This is a genomic window from Microbulbifer mixtoriginis (SeqCode), from assembly GCF_052467705.1.
The window spans coordinates 4,314,065-4,328,739 of record NZ_CP174322.1; the positions used below are offsets into that span (position 1 = coordinate 4,314,065).

15 protein-coding genes are annotated in these 14,675 nt (G+C 48.6%); 10 read left to right on the plus strand and 5 right to left on the minus strand.

Translation table 11 applies throughout. The features are described 5' to 3' along the window. Positions 1-18: 18 nt before the first annotated feature. Positions 19-1,161, minus strand: coding sequence for a flavohemoglobin expression-modulating QEGLA motif protein (locus tag ACJJIB_RS18870; RefSeq protein ID WP_444887175.1), 1,143 nt, complete (start codon positions 1,159-1,161; stop codon positions 19-21). A 507-nt stretch (positions 1,162-1,668) separates the two neighbouring features. On the opposite strand from ACJJIB_RS18870, the gene mbhE reads away from it, so the two are divergent. From mbhE to mnhG, 7 genes are read left to right on the plus strand one after another with little or no spacing between them, the layout of a single operon-like run. Then, positions 1,669-3,954, plus strand: coding sequence for a hydrogen gas-evolving membrane-bound hydrogenase subunit E (mbhE, locus tag ACJJIB_RS18875; RefSeq protein WP_444887176.1), 2,286 nt, complete (start codon positions 1,669-1,671; stop codon positions 3,952-3,954). Beyond that, a complete protein-coding gene (locus tag ACJJIB_RS18880) occupies positions 3,951-4,370 on the plus strand; it encodes a Na+/H+ antiporter subunit B (protein WP_252083282.1) in 420 nt (139 codons plus the stop codon). Before mbhE ends, ACJJIB_RS18880 begins: the two co-directional genes overlap by 4 nt. A 1-nt stretch (position 4,371) precedes the next feature. Then, positions 4,372-4,746 carry a Na+/H+ antiporter subunit C gene (locus ACJJIB_RS18885; RefSeq protein ID WP_252083283.1) on the plus strand — a complete coding sequence of 125 codons (375 nt, stop codon included), beginning with the start codon at positions 4,372-4,374 and terminating at the stop codon, positions 4,744-4,746. Next, entirely contained in the window at positions 4,743-6,263 is a 1,521-nt protein-coding gene (locus tag ACJJIB_RS18890; protein WP_444887177.1) for a Na+/H+ antiporter subunit D, read from the plus strand. Before ACJJIB_RS18885 ends, ACJJIB_RS18890 begins: the two co-directional genes overlap by 4 nt. A 2-nt stretch (positions 6,264-6,265) precedes the next feature. Further along, positions 6,266-6,739, plus strand: coding sequence for a Na+/H+ antiporter subunit E (locus ACJJIB_RS18895; protein WP_252083285.1), 474 nt, complete (start codon positions 6,266-6,268; stop codon positions 6,737-6,739). After that, a complete protein-coding gene (locus ACJJIB_RS18900; protein ID WP_252083286.1) occupies positions 6,739-7,074 on the plus strand; it encodes a cation:proton antiporter in 336 nt (111 codons plus the stop codon). Before ACJJIB_RS18895 ends, ACJJIB_RS18900 begins: the two co-directional genes overlap by 1 nt. Further along, positions 7,061-7,405, plus strand: a complete 345-nt coding sequence (gene mnhG / locus ACJJIB_RS18905) for a monovalent cation/H(+) antiporter subunit G (RefSeq protein WP_252083287.1) — start codon at positions 7,061-7,063, stop codon at positions 7,403-7,405. The genes ACJJIB_RS18900 and mnhG overlap by 14 nt, the downstream gene beginning before the upstream one ends. 20 nt (positions 7,406-7,425) lie before the next feature. Here mnhG and ACJJIB_RS18910 read toward each other — a convergent pair whose 3' ends face one another. The 4 genes from ACJJIB_RS18910 to ACJJIB_RS18925 are packed head-to-tail and all read right to left on the minus strand — an operon-like array spanning position 7,426 to position 10,183. Next, complete coding sequence (locus ACJJIB_RS18910; protein WP_444887178.1) at positions 7,426-8,526, minus strand: 5-(carboxyamino)imidazole ribonucleotide synthase; 1,101 nt, start codon at positions 8,524-8,526, stop codon at positions 7,426-7,428. Between the two features lie 5 nt (positions 8,527-8,531). Continuing rightward, positions 8,532-9,023: a 5-(carboxyamino)imidazole ribonucleotide mutase gene (gene purE / locus ACJJIB_RS18915; protein WP_286036982.1), complete on the minus strand. Its 492-nt coding sequence runs from the start codon at positions 9,021-9,023 to the stop codon at positions 8,532-8,534. Between the two features lie 6 nt (positions 9,024-9,029). After that, complete coding sequence (locus tag ACJJIB_RS18920) at positions 9,030-9,959, minus strand: sodium-dependent bicarbonate transport family permease (RefSeq protein WP_444887179.1); 930 nt, start codon at positions 9,957-9,959, stop codon at positions 9,030-9,032. 2 nt (positions 9,960-9,961) lie between these two features. Beyond that, the gene (locus ACJJIB_RS18925; RefSeq protein WP_444882739.1) at positions 9,962-10,183 is read right to left on the minus strand and encodes a hypothetical protein; all 222 of its coding nucleotides are present in this window, start codon (positions 10,181-10,183) and stop codon (positions 9,962-9,964) included. Positions 10,184-10,297: 114 nt separating this feature from the next. Between ACJJIB_RS18925 and ACJJIB_RS18930 the strand changes: the two genes are divergently transcribed. From ACJJIB_RS18930 to ACJJIB_RS18940, 3 genes are all read left to right on the plus strand, one after another. Then, positions 10,298-11,251 carry a LysR family transcriptional regulator gene (locus ACJJIB_RS18930; protein WP_252083291.1) on the plus strand — a complete coding sequence of 318 codons (954 nt, stop codon included), beginning with the start codon at positions 10,298-10,300 and terminating at the stop codon, positions 11,249-11,251. A 252-nt stretch (positions 11,252-11,503) separates the two neighbouring features. After that, a complete protein-coding gene (locus ACJJIB_RS18935; RefSeq protein ID WP_444887180.1) occupies positions 11,504-12,268 on the plus strand; it encodes an OmpW/AlkL family protein in 765 nt (254 codons plus the stop codon). 17 nt (positions 12,269-12,285) lie between these two features. Next, positions 12,286-14,667 carry an autotransporter family protein gene (locus ACJJIB_RS18940; protein WP_444887181.1) on the plus strand — a complete coding sequence of 794 codons (2,382 nt, stop codon included), beginning with the start codon at positions 12,286-12,288 and terminating at the stop codon, positions 14,665-14,667. Positions 14,668-14,675 lie beyond the last annotated feature (8 nt).

Sequence of the window (14,675 nt, forward strand, 5' to 3'; positions counted from 1 at the left end):
GTAAGATTCTCTAAAAAATTATTTAATCGCATGGGCAATAAACCGCTTAACGGGATCAATAGACTGCGGTTCTTTTATCGCAGGGCTGATAAAATGTGGTGCATGCAGATAGCCTTTATCAATCAACCGAGAAATAATAGGCAGATATTCCACTGATACCTTACCGGTCATAAGGTTATTAAAATCCTTACAGTTTTCCATGGCATTTAACATCTGATGAAAACCTTGTAGATAAAGATAATCCTTGGTGAAGCCACCACCTCGATAGACTCTGGTAGTAATCGTAAAGGCCAGATTTTCCTCCACCTGATATTTTTCTTTGAGCAGGATAAAAGTACGTTTAAAATCCTTCTCTTGTAACATGGATTGCACCGCAACCACCCGCAAGGCCAATACTTTTAGTCTTGGCAGAGTGAGGTATCCAGCCAGGTACTCACACAGAATAGCCAAGCCTTCCTGAGTAGTTGTATTGACCGGGCAACCCAACTCTAGAATTTTTAGCGTCTGGCTACGGGCGTTAAGAGTGGTGACCAGGTGAACCCCCAGCTCGTGGTGAGCCAGCGCAGAGACCTCAGTCTCCGAAATATTGGCATGGGAGTTGATTTTAATCGTACTACCAGCCACCAAAGCATTGGCAATCATATGATCATCGATGCGAATATCGTAGCTATAGCCCTGTCTATTAGCGAAGTCACTAAGATACTGCATCATCTCATTAGCATTCAGAAACCGATCTTCACTAGATTCCAAATCATCAGGCAAGTGCAGAATAAAATTGGCATTATTTACATCTTTATCTGTGGGCTCTCCAAAGTAACGCAAGGAGTTATAAACAAAATCATCCGTTCCCACAGAGCGAAACTGATCCAATTTATCGACATAAGATTCGATGATATCGCTATATAGCTGAGTCAGATCCTCATCTGGCAGGGATTCTACTGGAAGGGCATAAAGCAGCCGTTTGCGCTGAAATATGTCCATTTTTTGTTCACGGTATACAAACTGAGGATTAATGGAAAAATTCTTCGAGAAAAAATCTTCTTTCATCGCCCGAAAATTTCTTGGCTCAATTGCCGCAAGAATTTCCACCCCACGCACCAACTCGAATAAATCTTGATCTAGGATCTTTAGCTCAGGATGTTTGTTAAGTGACCGATTCATAGTTGCATCCTTTAAGCATATTATTTATGAAATTAGTGAAATTCTTATCTTGCTCAACTACCCAGGGAGCCTCTAAATAGCAGGTATTCCACCATCAAATTATTACCCTACTTCTATTTATGCAATATGGCGCAAAGTCATACCCTAAGAAGAGCACCTGACTCTAAGTAAGATAAATTTCTTAGTCGAATAAACCGGCACTCATCGAGATATTCAACTTGAGCCCCTAAATACCTCAGATTCTGTAATTGACGGATATCCTCTCCAGGCTTTTAAACAATTCCAATAAGAATTATTTCCAACTAGCTGATTGAAAGTTACTTTTTAAAAGGCCCATCTGAAAAGCATATATAGAAGCAGCTAGTCGCAATTTTCATTCAACTCGATACGTGTCAATTGCAAAGCAATCCAATCGACAGAAACATAATAATCTCGATACTAAGATTCCGCGCCAGCTCTATTGCCAATTCCCTCCTAAAATAGATCGAGGCAATCGGGGATGTATTGATGGGCGCAGTGGGCGACACGGAAGGTCGCAAAATAGATCAGGCTACGCCAGGGAGATGGATATCCCTACTCTCACCTGTGCTTCCGACTATTTTCACCATGATCTTAATGGTGCATATGCCGGATATTTCAGCCGGTAAGGAATTCTCCTTTGGCGTTACCTGGGTTGAAGCACTGGGAATTGACCTGCGTTTTTATGTCGATGGCCTGAGTTTCCTTTTTGCCCTGTTAATTAGTGGCATTGGAATTTTTGTTACCATCTATGCTGCCGCTTATATGCGCGGCGACATTGATTTGCGCCGATTTTACTTTTACCTCTACCTTTTTATGGTAGGGATGCTGGGTTTGGTTCTGGCGGGAGACTTAATTACCCTATTTGTATTTTGGGAAATAACAACCATTTCCAGCTATTTACTAATTAGCTATAACAACACCAGCGCCATTGCGCGTCGTTCTGCTTTACAAGCCTTGCTGGTCACCACACTAGGTGGGTTGTGCCTACTCGTTGGGTTGCTACTACTCGCCTCTCTGGCAGAGAGTTTCGATTTAGTCCAGGTATTGGCCACCGGTGAAACTGTACGAGCAAGCCCTCTTTATTTACCGATCTTAATACTGATATTAATAGGCGCCTTTTGTAAGTCTGCACAGCTGCCCTTTCATTTCTGGCTGCCCAATGCTATGGCCGCCCCTACTCCAGTAAGTGCCTATCTTCACTCAGCCACCATGGTAAAAGCTGGAATTTACTTGCTCGCGCGTATGCATCCAGTGTTAGCGCATACCGAGTATTGGGAATGGATTTTAACCTGTACGGGTGCCGCTACGGCAGCGGTTGCGGCCTTGGCGGCGCTGCGACAAACCGATCTGAAGTTGGCCCTGGCGTATACCACCCTGATTGCGCTAGGTACCCTGACCATGTTCCTGGGCTCCGATGCCTCGGCTGCTGTGGCCGCTGCCATTACCTTTCTTATCGTGCACTCTTTCTACAAAGCGGCGCTGTTTATGGTGGTGGGCATTATCGACAAACAGGCTGGCACACGCAATCTCAACAAGTTGGGTGGGCTCGGCCACTCAATGCATATTACTGTGATTGCGGCTTCAGCGGCGGCTCTCTCCATGGCCGGGTTCCCACCTTTTTTAGGCTTTATCGGTAAAGAGCTTAAATATGAAGGCGCTTTAGCAGTAGCCTCAGAACCGGCGCTGGTTGCTACAGTGGCGGTTTTTGTCAATGCCGTCACGGTAACCGTAGCGGGTATGGTGGCGATCAAACCGTTCTGGAAAAAAAAGCCGCAACATATATCCAATGTTCAAGAAGCACCACTGGGCATGTGGATTAGCCCGTTAATTTTGAGTGGCTTGGGCCTTACTTTCGGTATGGCGCCAGATCTTGTTGGTGGCGGCTTGGTAGAACCGGCACTGAGCGCAATTCTGGGAATCCCAGAGACCATCAAACTTAAGTTATGGCACGGCATTAATATTCCCCTGCTGATGAGTATTCTCACTTTTGTTTTAGGAGTCACCATGTATCTGGGCTTACGGCGCATGCGTGCTTGGTTGGCCTGGGATTTCAAACATGCGCCCACCAATGCCGATCAGTTGTGGGATAAATCTCTGGATTTACTCAAAGCCTTTGCCGCACTACAAACCCGTATACTACAAAACGGTATTATGCGGCGTTACCTAACAGTAATTTTTGTCACTGTGTCCCTGGCCCTCGCTTATGCCCTGATACGCAGTGGACAATTTCCTATGGAATACGCTTGGCCACGCCTCAACCTAAAGGAATGGGCCGCCCTGCTATTGACCGTGGGAGGGGCCTATATGGCGGGCTCGGCGCGCAAGCCACTTATTGCCATCTGTGCCCTGGGAGCCCTAGGAGTGGGAATTGCCCTGATCTACTTATTTCTTGGCGCACCGGATGTCGCGATTACCCAACTACTAGTAGAAACCCTTTACCTGGTATTGGTTGCGGCAATCCTGCCGCGCCTACCGGTATTTAATCCCGGTCGCAAGGTATTGTTCCGCCCACGAGATGCCACCCTCGGCGCGGTTTTAGGTCTACTGGTCACCTTCAGCTTACTTGCGGTACTACAGACACCTCTGGAGAGCCCAACCACCGAGTTTTTTGAAAAAGCATCGGTTCCGGAAGCCCATGGCCGCAATATCGTCAACGTCATTTTGGTGGACTTTCGAGCACTGGACACATTTGGAGAAATTATTGTGGTCTTCACTGCGGCTGTGGCTGCAGTCACCCTACTCGGTCATCAATTGCGGCGAGGTAAGCAATGAATTCACTGATACTTCAAACCGCAACCCGAGTACTGGTTGCTTTGATTCTATTGTTCTCTATCTATATGTTACTGCGTGGGCACAACTATCCAGGAGGAGGATTTATTGCTGGCTTGATCGCCGCCTCCGCATTTGCCTTATTTGCCATCGCTTGGGGTATGGAGTCCGCACAGAGTGCCCTAAAGATTCCCCCTAGCACTTTGGCTGCGAGCGGTGTACTCATCGCCGCAGTTTCCGGAATGCTGGGCCTTTTTTCTGGTGAAGCGCCATTCTCAGGACAGTGGCTGCAGATTACCGGTGGTAAAAATACTGGCGGAATCACTATTAGCAATGTACTGATTTTTGATATCGGGGTTTATTTCGCAGTGCTCGGCGCTGTGTTGACCCTGATTTTTGCCCTGGAGGAGTCCAACTAAGATGGAAGGTCCACTCGCTCTCGTTGTTGGCATTCTGATCGCTACCGGTGTCTACCTGATGTTGGCCAGAAATTTACTACATTATCTTTTTGGGCTGATACTCATTAGTAATGCCGCCAACTTGGCAATATTTGTCGCGGGGCGCGTCACTCGCGCCGCCCCTCCCTTAATTCCAAAAGGCATGGAAGTTGCTCCTGGGCCAATTTCCAACCCCTTGCCTCAGGCATTAATCCTTACCGCCATTGTGATTGGCTTTGGCCTACTGGCCTTTGCTCTGGCCCTGATTGCTCAGGCCTATAAAGTACTCGGCACCCTGGATGTGGATTCGATGCGTATTGCCGAGCCGGTTTTGCCCAAGAGGGATAAATCCCCTTGAGCTGGTTACTGGCCCTACCCTTTTTAGTACCAATCCTTACCGCACTCGCCACTTTTCCGGCGCGAGGACGAAAGCGCCTGTGTGGTGCTATTTCTGTCTTTGGCTGCACACTTCTACTCGGTGTGACCTTTATCATTCTGTACTTGGTGGAAACAGGCGGCACCCGTGCGGCACAGATGGGAGATTGGGCTGCGCCATTCGGTATCACCTTAGTCGCAGATCGACTGAGCGCCATTATGCTACTAATTAGCGGTATCGTTGGACTCTGTGTATCGGTCTTTTCCCTTTCCGATATCAGGAAATACCGGGTTAAACTGGGCTTTCATAGTTTCTTCCAGTTATTGCTGGCCGGAGTTTGCGGTAGTTTTATTACTGGAGATTTATTTAATCTGTATGTCTGGTTTGAGGTAATGCTAATTGCCTCTTTCGCATTGCTGGTGCTTGGTGGAGATCGTATTCAACTGGATGGCGGAATTAAATATGTAGCACTTAACCTAGTTTCCACATTGCTAATGCTGACCTCTATCGGTATGACCTATGGGCTGACAGGCACTTTGAACATGGCCCAGCTGCATGTCTCTTTAGCCACTGTGGATAACCCCACTGCTGTTTCTGCTCTGGCGGTGTTATTTATCTGTGCCTTTGGTATTAAGGCTGCCATTTTTCCATTATTTTTTTGGCTGCCCGCCTCTTATCATGCACCACCTGTCACAGTGACCGCAGTTTTTGCCGGCCTGCTTACAAAGGTAGGGGTTTACGCTTTAATCCGTACCTTCACTCTGATTTTTCCCAGTGAGCTGGAGTTCCCCCACACTATTTTGCTGGGTACTGCATTATTGACCATGCTCACCGGCGTATTGGGCGCAGCTGCACATTATGAATTTCGTAAAATTCTCGCATTCCATATCATCAGCCAGATTGGCTTCTTGGTACTAGGCTTGGCGCTCGATACACCACTGGCATTGGCCGGAGCGATCTTTTATACCATTCATAATATCGTCGCCAAAACCAATTTATTTCTTATCAGTGGTACAGCCAAACGCCTGACAGGCAGTTACGAATTAAGCCAGATTGGAGGCCTCTATCGGGCCAGTCCACTGCTTTCTGTTTTTTTCTTTATAGCCGCCTTCAGCCTGGCCGGTTTTCCACCGTTGTCAGGTTTCTGGGCCAAACTATTGCTATTGAAGGCAAGCCTAGATCTGGACGCTTACTGGGTTGTGGCCGTAGCCTTAATTACCGGGGCCCTGACCCTGTTTTCCATGAGCAAAATTTGGGCGGAAGCTTTTTTAAAGGATCACCCGAAGGACTATTGTCAGAGTTTAAAGAATATTCCCCAGCAGGAGCGCTACCAGCGCCTGCTGCCGGTGGCATTACTGGCCCTGATCACTCTAGTGCTCGGGCTGGCACCGGGCCCTTTTATCGAGTACTCACTGGCCGCGGCAGGGGAATTGTTGAATCCAAGTGATTACATTGAGGCGGTACTGGGAATGGAAACCCAATACGCGGGGAACCACTAATTATGCGCGTATTTTTACTCAATTTAATATTGGCCATTAGCTGGTCGGCCCTTACCGGTAATGCGACACTGACAAACTTTTGTTTTGGTTATTTTGTCGGTTATCTGGCATTGCGGGTTTCGCCCAAGATCCCTGAGGGAACCAAGTACTTCCAGCGTCTACCTCGTCTAATCCGCCTAGGCAGTTTTTTTCTACAGGAACTGGTACTTTCAAGTTTACGTGCAGTCTTGGAGGTGTTCTCACCAAAATTACAAAGCCGTCCACAGGTAGTGCGGCTACCTCTAGAAATAACCGATCAAACCCAGATTTTTATACTGGCGAATTTAATATCACTCACACCGGGAACGGTAGTTCTGGAAATCACTCCGGATAACTCTGAATTTTTGGTACACACTATGTTCGTTGATGACCCAGATATTTTTCGTGAGGAAATTCATCTGGGATTTGAGAAGCGCGTGCGGGAGGCGTTTTCCTGATGCACAGTACTATCGTTGATATCAACGCGCCGCTAATCGTAGCGGCCATTAATGTCTCATCACTCATTTTATTGCTGGCTCTGGCCATGTGTTTTATGCGAATTTTTCTCGGTCCAACACTGGCAGACCGGGTTGTGGCCCTTGATGTGCTGAATATTCTTGCAGTGGCCTATTGCGCCCTGCTGGCGATTGCCTCGGGAGAGCCAGCCTATCTGAGTGCGGCCATTGCCCTGGCGCTGGTAGCCTTCCTGGTGAGTGTCGCCTTCGCCCGCTTTATCGAGAAAAGCGGAAAAAAGACCGTATTACAAGAGGGAGGTGGCAGTGGTATTCGATGAGGTTTTTATTGCTACCCTTTTGCTAGTGGGCAGCCTATTCGGTTTTAGTGCGGCTTTGGGTTTGTTACGAATGCCGGATTTCTACACTCGCATGAGCACTTCGGGCAAAGCCGCCACCCTGTGCTGCGGACTGTTACTGGGGGGCGTAGCCGCAATGTTCCACGATACCCAGGTAACCGCACGCGCAGTGGCGGCGCTGCTATTTTTGCTCTTCACTGTGCCCATCGGGGTGCATATGATTGCGCGAGCAGCCTATCGGGTAGGCACCCCTATGTGGCGAGGCAGGACCGCCAGCCCCCGCTTCAAAAACCCGAAGAGGGACTTAAAGTAGATCCTGCCCAGGTGAATCAGTTACTGCTGATAGAGATCGGCAATCATCGCCTCACAGCGCTGAGCCAGCTCTGCTGAACTGTCATCCACTAAGAGCACATGGCCCATCTTACGCCCGGGACGGAGCGTCTTGCCATAGAGCCAAACTCCCTCATTCTTGCCTGTTGGCGCTCGATCCACACCAAGCATATTGACCATGGCAGCGGGCCGCGGGCAGTCGGTGTCCCCCAGTGGCATATCCAATATCGCACGCAAATGATTGGCAAATTGGCTGGTGCCCGCACCCACTAAAGTCCAGTGACCACTGTTGTGGACCCGTGGCGCAATTTCATTCACCAGCAAGCCTTCACTGGTGACAAAGCACTCCACTGAGAGTACGCCCACATAGTCCCAGTCATCCATCAGCTTTTGCAAATAGGCACGGGCACTGGCCAATAATTGCTCATCCTGATAAGGCGCCTTGGAGAGTAACAGCGTACCTTGGCGATGCAAGTTCTCAGTTAGTGGGTAAGTCTTTACTTCCCCTGAAACAGAGCGGGCACCGATCAGGGAAACCTCACAGGAAAAATCTACCGAGGCTTCCACCACGCAGGGCAGATCTTTGGCCTCTTCTATGGCTTTCTGCAGCTCTGCTGCATCTTTCACCCGCCACTGGTTCTTACCGTCATAGCCATTTTCACAGCTCTTGATAAACGCTGGATAACCGAGCTTATCCAAGGCGTTCATTAATTCATCGCGCCCCTGCGCCGGCATAAAAGGCGCAACCGGAAGACCACTCTCAGTAAGAGCCCTCTTCTCTCTCAAGCGGTGTTGGGCTTTCTCAAAAACATGGGGGTCTGGGTAAACGGGACAGAAGCGTTGCAACGCTCTCAACAGCGCCACATCCACCTGCTCACGCTCGGCGGTAATCACCTCAGGGCAGCCAAGTGCCTGAAATAAATCCTCGCCACTGCCCGCCTCATCCAGCCTGACTATTGTGCCGAGACCTTCAACACAACCCGCGTCCTCGCCCTTCTCCGCCAGGAAACTAAATGTAATACCGAGGGGCTTACCCTCTTGTGCCATCATCTGCGCCAGCTGCCCGCAGCCGACAATAGCGATATGTCTGGTTACTTCACTCACTGACTTCACTCCACCGTTAGCGGAACCTGGTCAGTTTGACGCTCGCGCCAAGCGATCAGTCGCTCCTGTAGTTCAGCATCGCCCAGGGAGAGCATCTGTGCCGCCATCAGGCCCGCGTTATAAGCCCCAGAGGCACCTACCGCCTGGGTAGCTACGGCGATACCTTTGGGCATCTGCACGATGGAAAGAAGGCTATCCATTCCGGTCATAAAACGGCTTTCAACAGGCACGGCAATCACTGGCAGCGGGCTCATAGCGGCAATCATTCCCGGCAGGTGGGCAGAGCCACCAGCTCCGGCAATAATCACCTGGGTGCCGTTTTTGTGGGCTTCACTGGCGAATTCCACCAGACGCTGGGGGGTTCTGTGAGCGGACACAACCGCAGTGGCAAAAGGAACCTCCAGCTCGTTCAAGGGTTTGGTGGCATTGGCCATGGTGGGCCAATCCGATCGCGACCCCATAACGATGGTGACTTTTTCAAAGGGCAGTGATTTCACTTGCGGCTAACTCCAATGTTGAACAAACGCCAGGTAGACGGGAATCGCCACCAGGACATTGAAAGGGAACGTTATCGCCAGGGACAGTGTGATGGACACGCTGGCATTGGCCTGCGGCAGAGCCACAGACATAGCTGCGGGCACCGCGATATAGGAGGCGCTGCTACCGAGTACTGCCAGCAGGAAAATTCCTCCCGCCGACAACCCCAGTAATGCTCCCAGGGCACCCCCGGCTGCACCGCCTAGCAGGGGCATAAATATACCAAAACTCAGCAAGAACGCACCCTGCCCGCGCACATCTGCGAGTCGCGCCGCCGCGACTCTCCCCATTTCCAGCAGAAAAAGAGCCAGCACACCGTGAAATAACTGACCAAAAAAAGGCATGACTGCTGCTGTACGCTCACCGGCCCAGGCCCCAATGGCGATCCCGCCAAGCAGGAGAAGAACCCCCTGATTGCAGGTCAACTCATGGGCCAGGCGCCCCTTATTGCTGTTCTGCATCGACTTCCGCGCAAGGAGAATTCCCACCACAATAGCCGGAACTTCCAGTAAGGCCACAAATAAGGGGAAATAGGCTTCGTATTCGATGCCCTTCGCCTCCAACAGGGCCACCGCCACAGCATAGGTGGCGACACTGACCGACCCGTAGTGGGCTGCAGTAGCCGCTGCATCCAGACGACTCCACTTGCCTATCCAATAGAGAAGTGGGAAGGCCAACAAAGGAAGCAGTGCACCAAAGGCCAAAACTGCGAGAGATTGGGGAATCAGGGCGGAAGCGGAATAAGTACTGAGCGCCGCTCCACCCTTGAGTCCTATAGCCAGCAGCAGAAAGATCACACAGCTTTGGTAGAGACCGGTGGGCAGGCGTAAATCACTACGTACCAGCTGTGCCAGAGCCCCAAGGATGAAGAAACCAACTACAACATCCAGCTGCATGATCAGTGCTTCCCGCACTTGGAGCGATCGCGACGTTCAGATAGGGGTAGTCGAATTTTCTGGGGAACGCGCTTCATTAGCACGTAACCCACATTGGCAAGCAACACCACCAGCCCCACCACCATTAGTGCAGCGGCATCAATACCAACCAGCGCCAATACCCATCCAATGGACATAACTAACAGTCCTACCAAGGTACCAAAGTAAAGTTGTGACTTGTGCATGCAGGGGCCCCTCCCATGGATTGAAGTGGGGGCATTATCCCTAGGTAGACCAATAGATAAAAATAGATAATGATTATGCTAACTATCATCTTTTATCTATGAATAAGAAAAAACATGTTATCCAGCAGAGCTCACTCCCGCATCGGCACTGTCAGGCAGTTGGAGGTTTTACTTACAGTATATGAACACCGCAGTATCAGTGGCGCCGCAAAAGCGCTGCACCTAACTCAGCCCAGTGTATCCATGCAGTTGGCCAAGTTGTCTGGTGCCGTAGGCTTGCCCCTCTACTACGCCGTAGGCAAGCAATTGCAATTCACTGAAGCCGGACAGACTCTGGTGGACAGTGCCCGAGAGATCCTCAAGAGCTATGAATATCTGGAATTAAAGCTAGCCAGACTGCGCGGTCTAGAAACAGGGCGTTTACAACTGGCTGTCGTCACTACCGCCAAATATTTTATTCCCCACCTGATTGGCGAATTTTACGAGCAGCATCCAAAGTTGGATATTCTCTTTCGCGTGGGTAATCGTCAGCAAATCATCGACTACACCAGTGAGGATGAGGATGATTTTTATGTGTTCAGCCATCCTCCCAAAAACCCTGATCTGGAATTGGTGGAATTCCTGCCCAATCGACTGTTGGCCATAGCACCGGAGAAGCACCCGTTAGCAGGTAGAAAAAAGATTCCCCTTGAAGAGTTTGCCAGCGGTCCCTTCCTGCGGCGCGAGGAGGGCTCTGGAACCCGTCACGCCATTGAGCGTTTCCTACAGGAGAGACATATCGACCTCAATATCCGCATGACCATCGAAAGTAATGAAGCGATAAAGCACGCTGTAATGTCAGGGCTCGGGGTATCTATTCTCTCCGAACATACTCTCGCATTTGGCGGCCATTCCGGCCTGTCAATTTTAGAAGTGGAATCACTACCAATTATTACCCATTGGTATCTGGCCAGGCGAAAGTCCCGTCCATTATCTCCTGCCGCCGCAGAATTCCTTGAGTATGCCCGCAATCTTGAGACGGTACCGGTAGAGAGCGGTATCGCTTGGCCTCTATCTCCCAATCAATAATCCATAGTGTAAAAGCACAGAAAAATTCAGTATTTGAATTGGCTAACTCCGCACACAGGTTAAACCTCTTGGCTGATAGCCAATCTTCCACCAAAAAATCCCGATTTAATACTCGTCAAATTTCCTCTGCACCTGCCGAATCCTGCTACTTTTTGGATACCTATTGGTGAGTCCAAAATCACCAGTTATCTAATGCAACGAGAAACAATAAATGGCGCCGGCCGTCATCGATTTTCACAGAAAGGTATAACGATGAAAATCCAGGGAATAATTTTCAGACTCTTTATATTCCTTTTAGCCACAAGCACAATCAGTGTTAAAGCTCAAGAGGATTGGCGCAACATTGACTGGGGTGAATTTATAGTTCGCTTCGGGCTCAGTTATGTTGCTCCCAATGATGCCGGAACTTCACTGAAATACCGGGTATTACAACAATGGGACTTATATAATTCGACCTGGGAAATAGACACAGCACAAACTTGGCAAATTTCCGGAGTATGGCGCCCCTCAGACCGCTTGGGGTTCGAGCTGATGCACATTAACAGTGCTGCCTATGATGTGACTCTCGACAATTTTACTGGCAACCCAGGCAGCAGCCAAATTCAACTGGGGGATTTTAAGGTATCGACCACTCTCGCCTTTGCTAACTGGTATTTTCTCGATCCATCCTATTTTTTTCGACCCTATCTAGGCGCCGGTATTAACTATACCGATTACCATACGGTTTCTATCAGCCGCCAATTTGATGAATATTTGATGGACTCAGGTATGTCAGTGGCGCCAGGGGCTCTTAATATGGGACATTCCTGGGATTGGGCTCTTCAAGGGGGAATCGACTTCAACCTAGATTTCCGTCAATTTCGTTATCCTCTGTTAATTAATCTGGCGGCTCTTTACTACTTATCAGATACCGACCCCACAGTTAACTTCCCCACAGAGTTAGGATCAGACCGCCTCTACGCACACTTCGATTACAACCCATGGATCATCAATGTTGGCATTGGCACCAAGTTCTGAATGGCGGAACTCTGTAAATGAAACTTAGTGCAGATACCCCAATGGAAAACTATAAATCAAACTTTTTCGTCCGCCAGTGGATTAATGCTTTACTTTTTTCTCCCGCATTGACACTAGCGATTTTTTTCCCCTTGAAAGCCATTGCGCAGTGTACTCCGAGTAATACGGGTACTAGTGGCGCAGATCAAATAACCTGTGACGAAGATAATGATGCAGAAGAGGCCGATGTCGATGCACTAGGCGGCAATGATACCTTAGATTTAAATGGCGGTACTATCAATAGCGCCTTCGGTGGCGAAGGCGATGATGCCATTCATGTGAAAGGGGCAATAGTTAAAGATTCTGTCTTTGGCGGAAATGGAAACGATCTAATCGTACTGGATAATCGCAATAGCGACATTGGTAATTACCTCAATGGCGGGGGGATTTATGGCGGAGCTGGTGACGATAATATTCAAATTTTAGACGGGCTCACCTTTCATGTTTGGGGTGGCGAAGGTAACGACCAAATTACTCTGGATGGAGGTTTCATTTTTAATTACCTGGATGCCGGCGGGGGAGATGATTACATCCATTGGGATGAGGGAATTAGCAATGAGATACGCGGTGGTACTGGATCAGATACCTTAGTCATTGACTCCTATTCTTTCGACGGTGATGCAATTTTAAATGGTGGTGATGACCTCAGTGCAGAAGATGGGGATATCGACACACTGATTTTCAAGCTAGACTATCGTGTGGATGGCAACAAACTAACCAACTGGGAACGTGTTGTTGTTTGGGGTAGTTCAAAAATTATTTTAACTGGCAGTTTAAATGTTGGCGGCGGCCAAGACGCTGAAAACAATCCATTAGGGTTACACATCAAATGGGGCGGCCAAACTTTTATAGATGCCAAAGAGTATAGAATTACCGGCAACGTTGCTAACGACGGCACTATCGATCTTACGAATAAAGAATTCAACACTCTAATCATTCAAAAAGATAGTGATAATAATTATGGACACTATAGCGGCGAAAACGGACGCCTGTGGTTAGATGTAGCACTCAATGACAGTTCTGCCGGCAGTGACCAGTTAATCATCAGAGGGGATACCAGCGGATCAACTTATGTAACCGTTTATAATCGCAACGGCACTGGCGCACGTACCCAAGACGATGGAATAAAACTAATTTCTATCGAGGGTGACTCTACTGAACATGCTTTTATTTTAAACGGCGACTACATTACCAAGGATGAGCAACCAGCAACTATTGGTGGAGCATACGCCTATACCCTGCACCACAGTGACGAAACTGGAAATGAGGATGGTAATTGGTATCTACGTTCTACGGTAAGTAATTCAAGTCGCCTTCCCAAAGGCGGTATGATTCGCTGGCAGCCCGCTGCGGTAATGTATGAAACCCTTCCGCAAGTGCTGCGCTCTTTAAATATCCCCTCCACATTGCGGAGTCGTGTAGGCAATCGTTATTGGGTTGGTAGCAGTTATCGGGACGTCTATAACACCGATTACACCAGTTCATTGGAAACCGCTATTGATCGCAAGGGACTATGGCTACGTAATGGCGCACGCTATATAACTACAACTCCCAAAGAGTCCACCACCTGGGCAAGTTGGGATCAAACTTATTATCAATTTCAGTTTGGTATCGACTTTCCTCTCAACCTATTAATTCTTGACACCACACCTATTGTTAGTTTGGCTTTGCACTATGGCGATTCAAGAAATACAGTAGAATCTTTTTTTGGTGATGGCAATATAGATGCCAAAACATATGGCGTCAGTAGCTATTTAACCTGGTATGGCTACCAAGGCCTGTACCTGGATACTCAGTTTAAGCTAAGTTGGTTTGACTTTGACTTCGACGCAGAAGACCTGCGTGCTCTCCGCAATAGCAGTGAGGGCTATGGTTATGGCTTTTCTGTAGAAGGAGGGTGGAGCTTCAAGCTCTATGATTATTATTCTATTACCCCCCATGCACAACTTATTTATACTTCTGAGGAAGCAGAGGATTTCGAAGATACCTACGCCGTAAAAGTAGGAGATATTAATAATAATGGGTTTTTATTACGCCTAGGCACCACTTTTGAAAAGCGCAAAAGCCAGCGTAAATCAAGTAGAAATATGTACGGCTCCCTACCTCTAGAGCGCTTTGGTTATTATGTAACTCCTGGAGTCACTCTGAATCTCAACCAGGAAACTGACTTGGTCGTTTCTGGAGCCCGCCTCTACCAAAAACCAGACTTTTGGTATGCAGACTTAAGAATGGGGGCTAGCTATGAGGAATGCGGGGACCACTGTTCCATTTATACCGAATTATTTTTCAGCAGCGGCCTGGAGAGTATTGGGGACAGTTTTGTGGGAGGGCTGGAGCTTGGATTTCGTTATAAATGGTAGACTCTAGC

Bases quoted from the DNA above. Each gene is read 5' to 3' on its own strand.
- ACJJIB_RS18900 (WP_252083286.1), top strand. From the start codon at position 6,739: ATGCACAGTACTATCGTTGATATCAACGCGCCGCTAATCGTAGCGGCC.
- ACJJIB_RS18920 (WP_444887179.1), bottom strand. From the start codon at position 9,959: ATGCAGCTGGATGTTGTAGTTGGTTTCTTCATCCTTGGGGCTCTGGCA.
- ACJJIB_RS18940 (WP_444887181.1), top strand. From the start codon at position 12,286: ATGAAACTTAGTGCAGATACCCCAATGGAAAACTATAAATCAAACTTT.
- ACJJIB_RS18880 (WP_252083282.1), top strand. From the start codon at position 3,951: ATGAATTCACTGATACTTCAAACCGCAACCCGAGTACTGGTTGCTTTG.
- mbhE (WP_444887176.1), top strand. From the start codon at position 1,669: ATGGGCGCAGTGGGCGACACGGAAGGTCGCAAAATAGATCAGGCTACG.
- ACJJIB_RS18930 (WP_252083291.1), top strand. From the start codon at position 10,298: ATGTTATCCAGCAGAGCTCACTCCCGCATCGGCACTGTCAGGCAGTTG.
- ACJJIB_RS18885 (WP_252083283.1), top strand. From the start codon at position 4,372: ATGGAAGGTCCACTCGCTCTCGTTGTTGGCATTCTGATCGCTACCGGT.
- ACJJIB_RS18870 (WP_444887175.1), bottom strand. From the start codon at position 1,161: ATGAATCGGTCACTTAACAAACATCCTGAGCTAAAGATCCTAGATCAA.
- ACJJIB_RS18895 (WP_252083285.1), top strand. From the start codon at position 6,266: ATGCGCGTATTTTTACTCAATTTAATATTGGCCATTAGCTGGTCGGCC.
- ACJJIB_RS18935 (WP_444887180.1), top strand. From the start codon at position 11,504: ATGAAAATCCAGGGAATAATTTTCAGACTCTTTATATTCCTTTTAGCC.
- ACJJIB_RS18925 (WP_444882739.1), bottom strand. From the start codon at position 10,183: ATGCACAAGTCACAACTTTACTTTGGTACCTTGGTAGGACTGTTAGTT.